General features: G+C 33.6%; 13 protein-coding genes. 10 read left to right on the top strand and 3 right to left on the bottom strand.

All coding sequences use genetic code 11. The annotated features are described in order from the left end of the window. The first annotated feature begins 113 nt into the window (after positions 1-113). Positions 114-2,552, top strand: coding sequence for a TonB-dependent receptor domain-containing protein (locus tag ACE94K_RS13550; RefSeq protein WP_378173142.1), 2,439 nt, complete (start codon positions 114-116; stop codon positions 2,550-2,552). A 98-nt stretch (positions 2,553-2,650) separates the two neighbouring features. Here the strand turns inward: ACE94K_RS13550 and ACE94K_RS13545 are convergent, their stop codons facing one another. Continuing rightward, entirely contained in the window at positions 2,651-2,827 is a 177-nt protein-coding gene (locus ACE94K_RS13545) for a hypothetical protein (protein WP_162897257.1), read from the bottom strand. Between the two features lie 184 nt (positions 2,828-3,011). Between ACE94K_RS13545 and fumC the strand changes: the two genes are divergently transcribed. From fumC to ACE94K_RS13530, 3 genes are all read left to right on the top strand, one after another. Next, entirely contained in the window at positions 3,012-4,409 is a 1,398-nt protein-coding gene (gene fumC, locus ACE94K_RS13540) for a class II fumarate hydratase (RefSeq protein ID WP_378173139.1), read from the top strand. Between the two features lie 188 nt (positions 4,410-4,597). Continuing rightward, positions 4,598-5,773, top strand: coding sequence for a T9SS type A sorting domain-containing protein (locus ACE94K_RS13535; protein WP_378173136.1), 1,176 nt, complete (start codon positions 4,598-4,600; stop codon positions 5,771-5,773). A gap of 777 nt (positions 5,774-6,550) precedes the next feature. After that, a complete protein-coding gene (locus ACE94K_RS13530) occupies positions 6,551-9,547 on the top strand; it encodes an RICIN domain-containing protein (protein WP_378173133.1) in 2,997 nt (998 codons plus the stop codon). An 81-nt stretch (positions 9,548-9,628) separates the two neighbouring features. Here ACE94K_RS13530 and ACE94K_RS13525 read toward each other — a convergent pair whose 3' ends face one another. Beyond that, positions 9,629-10,909 carry a cystathionine gamma-synthase family protein gene (locus ACE94K_RS13525; RefSeq protein ID WP_378173131.1) on the bottom strand — a complete coding sequence of 427 codons (1,281 nt, stop codon included), beginning with the start codon at positions 10,907-10,909 and terminating at the stop codon, positions 9,629-9,631. A gap of 209 nt (positions 10,910-11,118) precedes the next feature. Between ACE94K_RS13525 and ACE94K_RS13520 the strand changes: the two genes are divergently transcribed. Together ACE94K_RS13520 and ACE94K_RS13515 are read left to right on the top strand one after the other, a co-directional pair. Then, positions 11,119-11,574 (top strand): Lrp/AsnC family transcriptional regulator, encoded by a 456-nt coding sequence (locus tag ACE94K_RS13520; RefSeq protein WP_378173128.1) that lies wholly within the window; start codon positions 11,119-11,121, stop codon positions 11,572-11,574. A gap of 258 nt (positions 11,575-11,832) precedes the next feature. Further along, positions 11,833-12,813 carry a lipid A-modifier LpxR family protein gene (locus ACE94K_RS13515; RefSeq protein WP_378173125.1) on the top strand — a complete coding sequence of 327 codons (981 nt, stop codon included), beginning with the start codon at positions 11,833-11,835 and terminating at the stop codon, positions 12,811-12,813. A gap of 16 nt (positions 12,814-12,829) precedes the next feature. Here the strand turns inward: ACE94K_RS13515 and holA are convergent, their stop codons facing one another. Beyond that, complete coding sequence (holA, locus tag ACE94K_RS13510; protein WP_378173123.1) at positions 12,830-13,834, bottom strand: DNA polymerase III subunit delta; 1,005 nt, start codon at positions 13,832-13,834, stop codon at positions 12,830-12,832. 26 nt (positions 13,835-13,860) lie between these two features. Here holA and ACE94K_RS13505 point away from each other — a divergent pair, with 26 nt between their 5' ends. The 4 genes from ACE94K_RS13505 to ACE94K_RS13490 all read left to right on the top strand — a co-directional run bounded on the left by ACE94K_RS13505 (position 13,861) and on the right by ACE94K_RS13490 (position 17,262). Continuing rightward, positions 13,861-14,304 carry a type I restriction enzyme HsdR N-terminal domain-containing protein gene (locus ACE94K_RS13505; RefSeq protein ID WP_378173120.1) on the top strand — a complete coding sequence of 148 codons (444 nt, stop codon included), beginning with the start codon at positions 13,861-13,863 and terminating at the stop codon, positions 14,302-14,304. 85 nt (positions 14,305-14,389) lie between these two features. Beyond that, the gene (locus ACE94K_RS13500; RefSeq protein ID WP_378173117.1) at positions 14,390-15,382 is read left to right on the top strand and encodes a glycosyltransferase family 2 protein; all 993 of its coding nucleotides are present in this window, start codon (positions 14,390-14,392) and stop codon (positions 15,380-15,382) included. Between the two features lie 100 nt (positions 15,383-15,482). Further along, on the top strand, positions 15,483-16,352 hold the full coding sequence (locus tag ACE94K_RS13495) for a flagellar motor protein MotB (RefSeq protein WP_378173115.1): 870 nt from the start codon (positions 15,483-15,485) through the stop codon (positions 16,350-16,352). 142 nt (positions 16,353-16,494) lie between these two features. Next, positions 16,495-17,262: a DUF3108 domain-containing protein gene (locus tag ACE94K_RS13490; RefSeq protein WP_378173112.1), complete on the top strand. Its 768-nt coding sequence runs from the start codon at positions 16,495-16,497 to the stop codon at positions 17,260-17,262.

Below are 17,262 nucleotides of genomic sequence, written 5' to 3'. Positions count from 1 at the left end.
AACACTTTTCAACCGTAACTATCTAAAAACAAATACAGTGCATTATTTAACAACGCTTTAACCACAATGCTACTAACCGAATCCTATTTTTGAACACAAACTTTCAGAAAAACATGAAAAAAATTATTTTTTTTTTATTCATCTACTTTATTGGTATTTCATCTTTTGCGCAACAAAAGGAAGTGAAAATAACTGGTAAAATTATCGATAAAGAAACACAGGAACCATTAGAATATGCAACAGTTGCATTTATAAATCCAAAAGACAACAAAGTTTTAACCGGCGGAATCACGGCATCTGATGGTAATTTTAGTATCAAAGTTCCATCAGGAGTATACACAGTTTCCTTTGAGTATATTTCCTTTAAAAAAAAGATAATTCCTCAGCAAAAACTATTTAAAAACACGAGTCTTGGAACTATTGGTCTGGTTTTGGACACAGAATCTCTAGACGACGTTGTTGTAATTGCCGAAAAAACTACGGTAGAAATAAAGCTTGATAAAAAAATATACAATGTAGGAAAGGACTTGACGGTAAGTGGTGGTACTGTAAGCGATGTGTTGGACAATGTGCCGTCAGTTTCTGTAGATGTTGAAGGAAATGTTGCCCTAAGGGGAAATGATAATGTTAGAATACTAATCAACGGAAAACCTTCTGGTTTGGTTGGATTAAATAGCACAGATGCTTTAAGACAGTTACCTGCAGAATCAATTGAACGAGTAGAAGTAATTACCTCTCCGTCCGCCAGATACGATGCTGAAGGGACTGCAGGAATTCTTAATATCATATTACGCAGAAGCAAATTACAAGGACTCAATGGTGCATTGACCTTCAATACAGGATATCCGTTGCAGGCTGGTATCTCAGGAAATTTAAATTACAGAACAGGAGATCTGAATTTTTTCACCACATCGGGATATAATTATCGAGAAGTGCCAGGAAATTCTTTATCTGAAACTCGTTTTTTCAATATTGATCCAGATACTCAAATTGACAACCCGGACACTTTCCTAAATGAAAAAAGAATTTTCGATAGAGTACGGAACGGGATCAATACAAATGTTGGTGTAGAATGGTATATTAATGATAGTTCTTCATTAACAGGTTCTTTTTTATACCGTTCTAGTGATAATGAAAGAAACACAACCAATCTCATTACAGAACCCGACGAAAACGGAAACATTTTAAGTAGCAACCTGCGCTTAGATCCTGAGATTGAGGATGATATCACTAAACAATATTCCATCAATTATAACAAAGATTTTAATGATAGTGGCCATAAGTTAACTTTTGATTTTCAGGTTGAAAATAGCGAGGAAATTGAAGATTCCAGAATCACTCAGGAAAATATCTCTACCATTGAATTGGTAAACACTACAGAACAACAAAATCGTATTCTTCTGCAGGCAGACTATGTGCTCCCCATTGGTGATAAAAGTCAGTTTGAGCTTGGATACAGAGGGAATTTTAACGAATTAGATACAGATTTCTTAGTTCAGTTTGATAATAATGGAACGATTGTAACTGATACAAGATTATCTAACAACCTTTTGTTTAAAGAACAAGTAAATGCAGCATACACTCAATATGGAAGTAAAATAGGAAAATTTTCTTATTTGTTGGGACTCCGAGTGGAAAGCACCAGAATTACGATTGATCAAAAAACCAGTGGTGATTTTGACAAAAAGATATACACGGATTTATTTCCTACCATAAATCTAGGATACAAACTAACTGAAAAACAGACGTTAACTCTTGGTTATAATCGAAGAATCCAAAGACCGCGCTCTCGTTTTATTAATCCGTTTCCTTCCAGATCCAGTGCTACCAATATTTTTCAGGGTAATTCTGATTTAAATCCCAGCTATTCTAATGTATTTGATTTTGGATATCTCAATAGAATGGGAAAGTTAACATTAAATTCATCCATCTATTACAACCGTTCTTCGCAAATATTTAATTTTATAGCAGAAGACACGGGAGATACGGCAGTTATTGGTGATGGAACCCTAGTTCCTGTTATTCGAAGAAGACCTATAAACTTATCTAATTCGGATCGGTTTGGGTTTGAATTTACGCTTACCTACAATCCTACTAAAAAATGGAGAATTAATGGTAATTTCAATGCTTTTCAAAATAATATCACGGGCGATTTCAACGGTCAAAATTTTGATGCAGAAAACTTTAGTTGGTTTGCCAGACTTAATAATAAAATTACCCTACCCGCAAAAATTGATTGGCAAACTACCGCATTCTATGCAGGACCTAGTGAAGATGCTCAAACTAAAAGAGAAGGAATCCTAAGTGTTAACTTAGCTTTTAGCAAAGATCTTTTTAAAGAAAAAGCTTCTTTAACTTTTAATGTAAGTGATCTTTTTAACAGTAGAAAACGTCAAAGCGTATCTACAACAGAAACTTTTATTACGGACGGTGAGTTTCAGTGGAGGGAGCGAATTTTTACATTATCTTTTACATATAGATTTAATCAGAAAAAGAAACGACAAAGATCAAGAGGTAACTTCAATGGTGGTGAGGAAGAATTTGAAGGTTAAAAAAATACTGCACAATACATTTACCTGACTAATCTTAGAAACAAAAAAGGGAGTTGATGCATCAACTCCCTTTTTGTAATATATAACTAATATAATACTTATGCTTCTTCTCTTGCCTTACGTTTGGCTTCTTGTTTTAATTTAAAATTTTCTATAGTAGCACCAAATATCCAGTAAGGTACTACAAAGGTTAATAAAAATATCATCAACCAAAATCCTATAGTAAGGATCGTTAAGAATGCTAAAAAACCAAGGTATTGATCAAATTCGAACATAATAGTAATCTAATTTCAATTTTTGCCAAAGATAATAACTCTTCACTTTATCTCATAGTATAAATAAGATTTATTTTAAAAACTAAATTTTTAAGAGTATTACCTTTTAAAAAGTACATTCTTTATAGAGAAATAGCTTTACAAATTCTTAAATTTGCGCTTCTTAAAACAAATCATCACCACTATGGAATATAGAATAGAAAAAGATACAATGGGCGAGGTAAAAGTCCCTGCTGATAAACTTTGGGGTGCCCAGACAGAGCGTTCCAGAAACAACTTTAAAATTGGCGCACCTGCATCGATGCCTTTAGAAATAGTATATGGTTTTGCATATCTCAAAAAAGCGGCTGCTTTTACAAACTGTGAACTTGGTGTATTACCTATAGAGAAGAGAGACCTTATCGCACAAGTATGTGATGAAATTTTGGAAGGAAAACACGATGATCAATTTCCGCTGGTGATATGGCAAACGGGATCTGGTACACAAAGCAATATGAACGTAAATGAGGTTATTGCGAATCGTGCTCATCAATTAGCGGGAAAAACTATTGGAGAAGGTGAAAAAACCATTCAGCCTAATGATGATGTCAACAAATCTCAATCCTCTAACGATACTTTTCCTACAGGAATGCATATTGCTGCATATAAGAAAATTTTGAAAGTAACGATCCCGGGCATCAAACAATTAAGAGATACGCTTAAAAAGAAATCAGAAACATTTAAGGATGTTGTGAAAATAGGACGTACCCATTTTATGGATGCTACCCCTCTTACAATAGGACAAGAATTATCTGGTTATGTATCACAATTAGATCACGGTCTTAAGGCATTAGAAAACACCCTACCTCATTTAGCAGAACTTGCATTAGGTGGAACTGCTGTAGGTACAGGATTAAATACACCTAAAGGGTACGCAAAAAGAGTTTCAGAATTTATAGCTCAATTTACAGGGTTACCATTTATAACGGCAGAAAACAAATTTGAAGCATTAGCTGCTCATGATGCATTTGTAGAAACACACGGTGCTTTAAAACAGATCGCAGTATCACTTAACAAAATAGGAAACGATATCAGAATGCTAGCCTCTGGTCCAAGAAGTGGAATTGGCGAGTTAATTATTCCTGCTAATGAACCTGGGAGCTCAATTATGCCCGGAAAAGTAAACCCAACTCAATGTGAAGCGCTAACAATGGTTTGTGCACAGGTGATGGGTAACGATGTAGCCATTGGCGTAGGCGGAATGCAAGGTCATTTTGAACTGAATGTCTTTAAACCAGTAATGGCAGCCAATTTATTGCAAAGTGCTCAGCTTATTGGAGATGCTTGTGTCTCTTTTGACGAACATTGTGCGCAAGGTATTGAACCAAATCGTGCAAGAATAACAGAATTGCTTAATAATTCATTGATGTTAGTCACAGCTCTTAATACCAAAATTGGCTATTATAAAGCTGCAGAAATAGCAAACACAGCCCACCAAAATGGTACAACTCTCAAACAAGAGGCAGTGGCATTAGGCTACGTTACCGAAGAAGAATTTGATCAATGGGTAAAACCAGCGGATATGGTAGGTGCGCTTAAATAGATGAAACTTCTTATACACGTTACCGAGGCCAGGTGTTTATTCATCTGGCTTTTTCATATATATTATTGCTCATATCATACTTTCAGTTTTTGTTAAGGAATTTTAACATTACACTAACTATCTAAAAATATTTCTTGTTCACAAAATAATCTAACTTGCACATTTAAATTCGCACAAACTCAATCATAATGACCAACTTTAGCTTAAGAAAAAATAGTTTTTTAAAAACTTCATATATCGGAGCCTTACTCCTAGTAATTTTTTCTACTACCGGAACTGCCCAACAAACCATTAATGGAACATTACAACACGATGGCATAACGCGTACTTATATTTTATATGTTCCTGCATCATATTCTCCAGATACTAATGTCCCATTAGTATTTAATTTTCATGGTTACACTTCTAATGCAAATGATCAGATGTTTTATGGAGATTTCAGATCTATCTCAGATAGAGAAGGTTTTTTGATAGCACATCCAATGGGTACCGTAGACAATGTTGGGAATACTCATTTTAATGTAGGATGGGGAACCAGTAACATCGATGATGTTGGATTTACAGAAGCTTTGATTGATGAAATCTCATCAAATTATTCTATTGATGCAAACAGAATTTATAGCACAGGAATGTCTAATGGAGGGTTTATGAGCTATAAACTCGCGTGTGAGCTTAGCGATCGCATCGCAGCTGTAGCATCTGTGACAGGAACTATGAACAAAAACCAACCCAATAACTGTAATCCAATACATCAAATGCCGATTATGGAAATTCACGGTACCGCGGATACAACAGTACCTTATCAAGGCGCTAATTGGATAGAATCTACACCAGATGTTATTGATTATTGGGCCAATTTTAATAATTGCGATAGTGTTCCTGAGATAACAAATATCGAAGATATAGCTCCCAATGATGGATCTACAGTAGAATATCAAGTATTTAAGAATGGAGATAATGGTGCCAGAGTTGAACATTATAAGGTTATTAACGGAGGGCACAAATGGCCAGGTACAGCTTTTAATTCTTCGGGAACAAATTATGATATAGATGCATCAGCTTTAATATGGGAATTCTTTTCAAAGTACGATATTAATGGTCTAATAACCACACTTTCTGTTGAAGAAATCGGAGAAAATGATATCCTAGTTGGTGTGTACCCAAATCCAGTAAACTCAGAAATTACTATCCATCTTAAAACTCAAGAACCTAAAATGTACGCTCTATTTTCCATTGACGGGAAACTTGTTTCTAAAGGATATGTATCACAAAATAAAAATAAAATAGATGTTTCAACATTAGTCTCAAATACTATGTACTTCCTTAATATTGAAAACACTACCGTTAAAATACAGAAGAAGTAATATACTACTATAAAAAAATTTCATAAAAAAACCAGATGCGTGTGCATCTGGTTTTTTGTCCCCACTATAATAACTAACTATTAGAATTTCCCCATTAATTCTAATAAATTGTATCTTCCAATTTACAATTGCATCCTATCTGTGTATCGCGTGACTGCAAGCACTTGGAAGTTCTCTTAAAAATTCTCTTATAAATTTGAAGTTAATGCGAAATGATTTCATAATATCGTTGTGTAAAATTGTTGAATAGACTCTTATTTTTTATTAATTATTGTTTAGAATATCAAATGAAATATATAAATCCCCATATTTCCTTACTTATTCTTATCTATGAATAGCGTGACTACTAGCCTTAGGAAGTTCTCTTAAAAATTCTAAAATAAAACGAAAGTTGATGCCTGGTAAATTCATAATATTCTGTGTGTAAAAATGGTTAATAAATGTTTTTTAAATCTCTGATACAAATATACTTCAGGAATACCTATCGCACAATGGGGGAAAACACCCGAAATGCATAGTGAGATACCCCCTAAAAGAATAAAATATTGATTTTTAGTGTTTTATATTAAAAAAAAGAATCATAATTACACAAATGAAGTTCCTATTATCTTAAAATTTTTATTTTGTTTTCTTCGTTGGGTATGAATACGTTATAACATTACTAAAAAGAATGATTCTTTTAAGACTTCTATAATGTGGATTATATTGCCCAAACTTTGCAAAAATTGTGTAAAAACATAAATATGTGTAAATTCGTCATCCCAAAACTATCAACTGATGAAAACCTTCATTACTCCTACACTCCTTTTATCTGCTCTATTATTTCTTGTGATCAACCCCATCAAACAAAATAAATCAGATACTACCTATATACCTATAAGTTCTATTAATACGATAAAAATACCGATAGAAGTCCTTGGTGAAGAAGGAATCATCGTGGAGCGTACCTTTTCAATAGACAATCAAACGTTTTCAAACACCACTAAAATGTGGTTTATGATTAACAACCTAAGTTACCAAAACAAAGGATCTATAAAGATTAATGATGCATCGTGGCTACCTCTGAATCATAGTACAACGCAAGTCCATCCTAAAGAATTAGCCTACGGAGGAATGGTTCACGGAGGATTTAATACCATACGACTAACAATTCCGGTAAGCGGATTAAAAGAAGGAAATAATACTATACGATTTAGGTTTGATACATCTGATGGTGTTTCCATCGGATATCGTGTGATCAAAATGAATTTGATCGATTCAAACGATAATAAATTGTTACCAGAGAGCTTTTTTGTACAGGAGGATCCCAGTAATTGGACTGCACCAGATAATAGCTCTATTCAAAACGGTGAAAATTTATGGTTCAATAAAGATTTATGGAACCACTACCCATTGAATAATAATGAAGGATTTTGGTATGGAAAGACGATCCCAGCCAGAAGAACCATAAGAGCTAAATGTACAGATTGCCACACGCAAGATGGAAGAGATTTAGAGATGTTTAGTTACTCTAACCTATCCATCATTGAACGTTCTAAATTCCACGGATTGACAGAACAAGAAGGAAAAGACATCGCTGCTTATATCAGAAGCCTATCGACTCAAGCTAATATAGGCAGGTATGGTAGACCGTGGAATCCTCCATATCAGCCAGGTCCTATTTTAGAAGACCGTCCCATAGAACAATGGGCAGCCGGAGCAGGATTAGAATGGGTACTGGAAAATGATTCAGATATGGCTCCATATATTTTTACAAATGGAACTAGTAAGATTGGGGTGAGAAGTGTTTTTGATTCAGATAAAATGGATGATCGCACACTTTTACCACTTTCGATACAATTTCCCGATTGGAAACATTGGTTACCTATAGTGCATCCAAAAGATGCTTATACTAAAAATGAATGGTGGAATACTAGCTTACCAGATGCTAAGAACCCTATAAAAAACTATGAAGCTATAAGGGCCCAATTTATAAATAACTATAACCCTAATACTATTGAAAGTTTTAACGTACCTCAGAAATTACGTTATTTAGGAGTCGGACTTGACGGAAGAACTGGTTTTAGATATTTCTACCAACATGGTGCGGTAGACACAAAACACTGGAGGTCTGAAGGAGGAAATGCGAATCAACACTTAACAAATGGTATTGATCTAGAAATGGCAAAAACTAGTATGGCTAGACTTCAGGCTGTAAAGTATTTTGAATTGGTTAATGAATTTAATCTACAGGATAAAGCACCTCAAACAGTTCCTAATGCAGAAGAAGATCAACCTCTAGACAGACAATGGCCGGTAAAATGGTATTCAGTTTTTGAAGTACCTGCTCATTTTACTTCAGACAATAGCAGACATTATACAGGTCAAGAGCAAAAGACAGGCCATTATGAAACCACAACTTGGTATAACTTGCAATTTGTAATCAACGGAGGAAATGGTTTTGTAGGAGGAACCACGCCTACTGATTTTAATTATCACACCCCTTTTATGGGATTCTCAGCATATTACTCTGGTATATCAGAACCACTTAGGAGGTTTTCAGCCATAAACCATATGTATCAAATACGTACTTGGTCAGGAAACAATGGACCCGGAAACGAAGGGTTTAGAATATCCAATCAAGGAATATGGGAAATGATGGGAAGTAGCAATAGTAATCAAGAGTTTCATAATCCTTCTTATGACATTGTAAAACAATTAGATGATATCGAAGACGGGTTGTCTGACAATGTATTAGAAGCTATGCTTCTTCAGTTTCTTAATGAAGCTGAAAAATACGACCTAAGTACTTGGCCTAGGACAGAAAACGGTGGGAATTATCAATTAGATTCCGCCAATAAAACCACCAATGATTTAATAACAATTCAACATAATGGGACGCCAAGTAATCAGAGGCTATTATATCATTATGCAGATAAATTTTATGATATTATTCCAAGAATTAGGGATAACTTTAATGTCCATTGCGGTATTTTAAATAGAATTACAAATTGGTGTAAAGCTGCGTGGCCTTTAATAGATTTTGAAAAATATATAATAGATAATTGTGGTGATGAAGTGTTAAATTGTGATAGCACTGCTATTGAAAATAGAAATATTTATAAAATAAAAACAACACACGATAAATGTATTAATGCCACAGAGAGCAACGGATATAACATCACTCAACAAACTTGCTCTGATAATGATACTGGAAAATGGATCTTAGAAAATGCAGATAGTGGATATTATTATATAAGTAATATAAACACGGGTAATTATATGAGTACCACTGGTAATAGTAATGGTGATCACATTGAAGAAGCTACTTTTTCTGGTAATGACAATCAACAATGGCAAATAGTAGAAAAAGACAATTGTAAATTCAACATTATCGCCAAAACTTCTAATAAATGTCTGGATCTGAAAAGTGGAAACAGCGCAGATGGTACTCGCTTTCAATTATGGGATTGTGTGAATACCAGCAGTGAAAATCGCGAATATAGTTTTGAGTTTTTAGAATCAGAGACATTAAGTATAGAAGATCATATCGTACCAAAGATTCAATTATTTCCAAATCCAACTGATTCTAGTTTAAAAGTTAAAATACCTAAGAGTTTTGAAAACCATAAGACAAAAATTAAAATCTATGATTTTACGGGCAGACTTGTTATGGAATTAAATACCCAAGAAAGCCTAGTCAACATAGATTTAAACAACTTAAATTCTGGAAGTTATTTTTTTAGAATCATACATAATAATACATCATTTGATAAGATAGTCATCAAAAAATAGTTGCAATTTTCTATAAATTAAAAGGCAGTGTAAAATTAATTACACTGCCTTTTAATTTATGCTTGATGTTCATCGAGTTTGCTATGATAAACAAGTTTCTTCTTTAAGAACGTTAACTTTCTCTAACGCCTGCTCCAAATCCCAAATCAAATCCTTCGCACTTTCTACTCCAATTGATAATCGAACCAATTGATCGGTAATATTCATTTGTTGTCTCTGTGATTCATCTACCCCGGCGTGCGTCATTGTTTTTGGGTGTTCTGATAAACTTTCTGTACTTCCTAAACTTACTGCCAGTTTCATTAATTTCAGGCTATTAAGAAACATAAAAGCTTCTTTTTCACCACCAACAATATCAAAAGAAACCATCGCTCCCGGAGCAGAACATTGTTTCCTATAGATCGTGTGCGCTTCAGTCCCTTCTTCCAATAATCCCAAATAATATACTTTTTCAACTTTAGGGTGTTGATTTAAGTAATCGGCAACGACTTGAGCATTCTGTGTCTGTTGGTCCATACGTACCTTAAGAGTTTCTAAACTTCTTAGCATAAGCCACGCTGTGTGCGGACTTACCATATTACCCAGAAATGTTCTAAGAGTTTTTACACGAATCATTAATTCTTTGTTTCCCAATACGGCTCCTGCTATTAAATCACTATGACCTCCTATATATTTTGTAGCAGAATATAACACAAGGTCTGCTCCACATTGTAATGGATGTTGCCATAACGGCCCCATATAGGTATTATCAACAGCTACTAAGGTTTTTCTTTCTTCTGTACTATATCTAGCAGCAATCTGACTAAACTTTTCTATGTCAACAATATCATTTGTTGGATTAGCAGGAGTTTCCAGATAAATCATAGCCAGTTTATCCGCTTTACCAGAAGCCTCTATCATTTCCTCTACTTCTTCCATACTCTGGTTAGGCATCACTCCTATAGTATTTACTCCTATTTTATCTAAAAAATGATGAATAAAATGATCTGTTCCTCCATAAACAGGATTACTATATACCAATAAATCACCGGGTTTTAAGAATTCTAATAAAACTGTACTAATAGCAGACATACCACTCTCAAATACTGCACAATCATCTGCTTTATCCCAAAGACATAATCTGTTTTCTAATATTTCTAGATTAGGGTTATTAATTCTACTATATATTAAGCCCAGCTCTTCTTTTTCTGACTTCTCTCGTAAGCCATAGGCCAACTCAAAAAAAGCTTTCCCTTCTTCTGCAGTTTTAAAAACAAATGTAGATGTTTGGAATATAGGACATTTGATCGCTCCTTCAGACAATTCTGGTTTGTAACCATAAGTCATCATTAAACTTTCCGGATTAAAATTGTGATCTTTCATAAGTTAGCTATTGTATAGTTTGTAATAATCGAAATTTAGTTTCCTCTTTCCTGAGAAAACACTACCGTTTCGTAAACAATAAAATTATTCTAAAAAGAATTAAAAACCATATTTTTACATAAATTCAGAATTAAAATTATAATAATATATTTTAAAAAGAATATTATTCTATTTTTGATAGATTAACGAAAAAAAAAGAGAAAAATATTATGGATAAAATAGATCGCTCCATCCTTAATTTATTACAAAAAGATGGCAAAATAACCATCAAGGAGATTGCAGAACGATTAAGCTTAACTACCACGCCAATTTTTGAAAGGGTTAAGAAACTGGAACGAGAAGGATATATAAAATCCTACAAAGCAATTGTTGATAGAAAGAAAGCAGGATTGCAACTTATGGTGTTTTGTAATGTAACCCTGAATTTACATCAAACAGATTACCTCAAAAAATTTGAAAAAGACATTCAGCAGTTTCCTGAAGTCGTAGAATGTTATCACGTGGCAGGAATGTTTGATTATTTAATAAAGATTTATGCTGAAGATATGGAACGTTATCAGCATTTTCTTTCTAATAAGCTAGCGTCATTAGAAAATATTTCTAAAGTACAGAGTTCTTTTGTGATGACTGAAGTCAAGGATTTTTCATTTTTACCTATTCCGTAAAATAGTATGAAAAAGATGGTAAATTAGTGACTAAATATTACCAAACGGAACAAGAATTTTTATAAAGGGGATAACGAACCTAAATTATAATGAAGCAAATATAGATACAAACAAGACATGTTATAGATTAATCATAAAGCACCTATTACAAACTTATCGGGGCTTTTTAAATCAAATACGATATCATTATTAGTAAAATGACAAACATCCAAAATGAAAGATTTTTACTTTTGAATTAAAATTACACATTTACCTTATATGAATACGAACACCACTTTTTTACTTTTTTTCACTTTTTTATCTATTATTTATGCTCAAAACAGCACCGCACAAGAAGAAACTTTTAACTCTGAAATAAAAGTTATTGTCGACAATGACATCTTTGCGGTATTCAGAGATTCTGACAGGTATTATTCCTACGGAATGGGTTTAGAGTATTCGTTTAAAACTGAAAAATTTTTGGGCCTACAAAATTTGTTCAAAAATAAGAAGGATGTTTTTTATTCTCTAGGTATAAAACTTGAAGGATACACTCCGGCAGAGGTAAGAGAGTTTGCCATGACTCCCGAAGTTGAAGATAGAGATGATTTTGATCGCCCATTCGCCGGATTATTGTATACAACCTTGGGAGCTACCTACGCTTTCGAAAGATCTTTCTTAAAATCAGAAATACTGGCAGGAGTAATCGGTCCCGCTTCTCAGGCCGGAGAAATACAAACGTGGTTTCACGAAAACATCACCGGAGATCCTGTTTATGATGGATGGCAGTTCCAATTAGAGGATCAATTCATAGTTAACTTCAAAAGTTCTTTTGCGTATGATTTTAATCCCGAAAATAAATGGTTTCACACTTATCTTGTAGGAACCGCGCATGTAGGAAATTTATATATAAGAGCTGCACCTCAAGCAGGTTTTAGAATTGGTAAATATGAAGGTATTGCCAATTCCAGTGGTTTTCATAATTCACTATTATTACCAAAGAAAAATTCGGAACTGTTCTTTAAATTCAATATAGAAACACGTTTTATCGCATATAACGCCACGATACAAGGAAATTTGTTTGATGATAAAGCCTATGGTGTAGATGATTTAAACAATATCTCTTGGCATCTGAGCAGCGGACTTTATTATTCTGTAAGTAGTTTCTCTATTAATTTTATCTATCTGTGGTCTACAGGTATACTAAACAAAACTGAAAATCACGGTTATGGGACATTCAATGTAGCTTATAGATTTTAGTGGTATTAAATAAATTTTATCCCATTATTTTAACTAAAAGTTCTTTCAGAATATCTCCAGGAGGAAGATTGCTTGCTCCTACTCCTTTACTTTTAACGTCTGCTTCTCTGAGTAAAGCAATGATCTGGCTCACTTTTTTCATGGGATAATTTCGAGCAGCATCAGCGTAATCACTCACAAAATAAGGATTGATTCTAAGAACACTAGCAACATTGTTTTTTGATTTATCAGAAAGTCCGTGATACTGCAATACCTGCGAAAAAAAACTAAACAATAAAGAAATGGTTACAACCAATGGATTGTCTTTTGGATTCTGTGCAAAATAATTGATAATCCTATGCGCCTTCAATACATCTCGAATACCTATTGCTTTACGTAGCTCAAAATTATTAAACTCTTTGCTAATTCCAATATTCTCTTCAATCTTATGAGCTGTGATTTGCTCTCCCTTCGGAATAATCAGTTTCAGTTTTTCTAATTCATTATTGATCTTACTCAAATCTGTACCCAAAAACTCTACCAACATCTGAGCAGCTTTTGGTTCTATGCTGTATGTAGCACCTGCCAAAACTCTTCGAATCCAATCAGAGACTTGATTTTCATACAGTTTTTTACTTTCGTAAATAATTCCGCTTTTGGCAACAGTTTTATAGAGTTTTTTACGTTTATCAATTTTTTTATACTTGTAGCATAGTACCAAAACGGTGGTGGGTTGGGGATTTTCAGCATAATCCGCTAACTTCTCGATCGTTCTGGACAAATCCTGTGCTTCTTTTACAATGACCACTTGTCGTTCGGCCATCATAGGATATCGCTTTGCATTAGAAACAATATCTTCGATGCTTACATCACGACCATAAAGTACCATTTGATTAAATCCCTTTTCTTCTTCGGCTAAGATGTTCTTGTCGATAAATTCTGAAATTTTATCGATATAGTACGGTTCTTCACCCATTAAAAAGTAAATAGGTTTTATATTTCCATTTTTTATATCGCTAACGATCTGTTTTACTTCATCCATTCAGAAAAAATCATCAAATTTGTGCTATGCAAAACCTAAACTTTCCGGCATACCAGTTCAGGTTCAAAAGTAGCGAAAATAAAGTTTCTATTTTTGACAGAATTCGCAAAAAATTCATCATTCTCACTCCAGAGGAATGGGTAAGACAACATACTACCCATTATCTAATTGAGGATAAAAAATATCCTGAAAGCCTTATGAATGTAGAGAAACTTGTAAAGCTAAACGATACAAACAAAAGGTATGACATCATCATATTTAATCCTGACGGAAGTATTTTTTTAATTGTCGAATGTAAAGCTCCCACTGTCAAAATCTCTCAGGAGGTTTTTGACCAAATTGCACGTTATAACCTCGCATTGGATGCAGAATATCTTATGATTACTAATGGATTAGATCATTATTTCTGTCAAATGGACTATAACAAAAAACGATATACTTTTCTTGAAGACATTCCAGATTATAGATAGAAACGTTGTTGTTTAATAATCCCAGTTAAGAACTTTGGGTCTTCCAGGCTTTGAAACTCTAAATTAAAGGTATTTATTTGCATTAGTGAACATAGCTGTAGTCATATTAAACTGGAACGGACGCTCATTACTGGAGCAATTTCTTCCGTCAGTAATAGAATATTCTAAAGAAGCAATTATCTATATAGCAGATAATGCCTCAACAGATGATTCTGTGACCTATATAAAAGCGTCTTTTCCTGAAGTGACAATTATTCAAAATGAAGTAAATGGCGGTTATGCTAAGGGTTATAATGATGCCTTGGCAAAAATTGATGCAGATGTATATTGTTTACTGAATAGTGATGTTGAAGTTACTAAGAACTGGCTTATTCCGATTATAAAAGCTTTTGAAGCATCAGAAAAAGTTGCGGCTATACAACCTAAAATTCTTGATTACAAAAGGAAGAACTACTTGGAATATGCCGGTGCAGCAGGAGGTTTTATAGATAAATTAGGCTATCCCTATTGTCGAGGACGTATTTTTGAAACACTGGAAGAAGATAAAGGCCAGTATAATGACACCTTGGAAATCTTTTGGGCAAGCGGAGCTTGTCTCTTTATTCGGAAATCAGTTTTTGAAGAAGTTGGAAAGTTGGATGAGGATTTTTTTGCGCATCAGGAAGAAATTGATCTTTGCTGGCGGATACGAAATCACGGTTATAATATTAAATATGTGGGTGCTTCTGAAGTCTATCATCTTGGCGGAGCGACATTAGAGACAGTGAATCCCAGAAAGACGTTTCTTAATTTCAGAAACAACTTATTAATGATGGTAAAAAATACTTCTGGAGTATCTATTTGGTTTATAATCTTTGTTCGTATGTTACTGGATGGAATTGCAGCAATCAAATATATTTTTGAGAGAAAACCATCACATTGTTTAGCAATTCTGAAAGCTCATTTCAGCTTTTACAAAAATTTGTCAACTTTTATTAAAAAACGAAAAAAATCAAGGGACACAAGGAAATATTATTCTGTTTCTTCCGTTGTATGGCAGTATTATATTTTAAACAAAAAACTATTTAACCGTTTGTAGGGTTATATTCATTAAATTATTGTTAACAACACGACATTGCGTCACAATTTTAATAATTTTGAGTTATATAACCAGAATAAGACTAAAAACACATTTTCTAATGAAAAAAGCAATGATTATCGGAGCTTCAATGGCTGTATTATTATCTTCTTGTGTATCACAGAAGAAATTTGCAGACCTAGAAGCAAAACAAAAAGAAACCCAAGATTTATTAAATACTGCAACTGTTAAGTTAAATAGCTGTCTCGAAGAAAAGGCAAGTGAAAGTTCTGAGTTAAAGGTTTTAAGAGACCAGGTAAATAATCTTAAGAATCAGAATTCAGCGTTATTAAACAATGTTGGAAACCTTGCTACCTTATCAACTAAGGAAGCAGAAAACCTAGAGAGATCTTTAGAAAGTATTAAAGAAAAAGATTTACAGATCAAAACAATGAATGATGCATTGAATAAAAAAGATTCTGTAACACTAGCATTGGTAACTAGCTTGAAAGGAGCTTTAGGAAATCTTGCTGACGAGGACATCGAAGTAAATGTAGAAAAAGGAGTAGTTTATGTTTCTATTTCTGATAAACTTTTATTTAAAAGTGGTAGCTATAATGTTTCTACCAGAGCTAGAGAGGTGTTAGGTAAAGTAGCGAAGGTAGTAAATGATAAACCAGACATCGAATTCTTAGTGGAAGGACATACTGATGATGATCCAATTAAAGGTAATAAAGTATTAATTGATAATTGGGATCTGAGTGTAAAACGGGCTACTGCAGTGGTGAGAATTTTACAGAATGATTTTAAGGTAGATCCTAAACGTATGACTGCTGCCGGAAGAAGTTATTATGTTCCTGTAGCAAATAATGACACTTCTGCCAACAAAGCTAAAAACAGACGTACAAGAATCGTAGTTCTTCCTAAATTAGATCAATTCTATAATATGATCGAAGACGGAATGAAAAAAGCTACCGAAGGTGGTAATTAAAAAAGAATAAAGTACTTTTGAAAAAGGGTTAATGTAAAAGTTAACCCTTTTTTTTAGGTAAAGTTTCGAAAAATGGTATAAAAATTGAAACAAAACATTTGAAAAAAAGTCTCTTGTAACTCAAGACTAATTATTTAAAACAATGAGAAATCTATTTATCCTTGTACTTCTTTTTTCTTTAGGAACTGCAGAAGCACAGACATCGGCAAATACTGCTATCGGGGAAAATGAAAAACTGGTGTATACTGCATCTTACAATATGTCTGGTTTATTAACCAACCTTGCACAGGTTACCATGGAAACCACTAGAGTGAATACAGGTAAAAGTAACTACTTACGCCTTAAGTGTAATGCTGCTACTTATTCTAAATGGGATTCTTTTTTTAAAATCAGAGATGTCTATGAAGCTTATGTAAATCCTTCCAATCTTAAACCCTATCTATACAAAAGGGACATCAATGAAGGAGGCTATATAAAGAAAGAAAAATACGTATACAGCTATAAGAATAAAACAGTAAAAGCTACTATGCAAAAGAAAAAAGAGCCGAATACCAAAACTCTTAAAATGGGTAATAATACTTTTGATGTAGTTTCTACACTTTACCACATTAGAAATATGGATATTGCAAAGGCTCCGGCAGGAAGTAGCCAAAAGATGACAATTTTGTTTGACAGAAAACCACAGACTGCCTATCTTAAGTTGCTAGGAAAAGAATCAATTAGCACCAAAGTAATGGGTACAAAAGAGTGCTTTAAAATAGCCGTAAATAATGACGCGTTAAAAGGAACAAACCAAAATATCGTTTATCTTACTGCTGATGCAAATAAAGTACCCGTGTTGATAAAATTTAGTATTCCAGCCGGTACCGGTCAATTGACATTAACCCAGGCTTCTGGTTTAAAAAATTAA

Source organism: Aquimarina besae (genome assembly GCF_042434905.1).
Taxonomy (GTDB): Bacteria; Bacteroidota; Bacteroidia; order Flavobacteriales; family Flavobacteriaceae; genus Aquimarina.
This window is presented reverse-complemented; position numbering and strand designations above follow the sequence as displayed.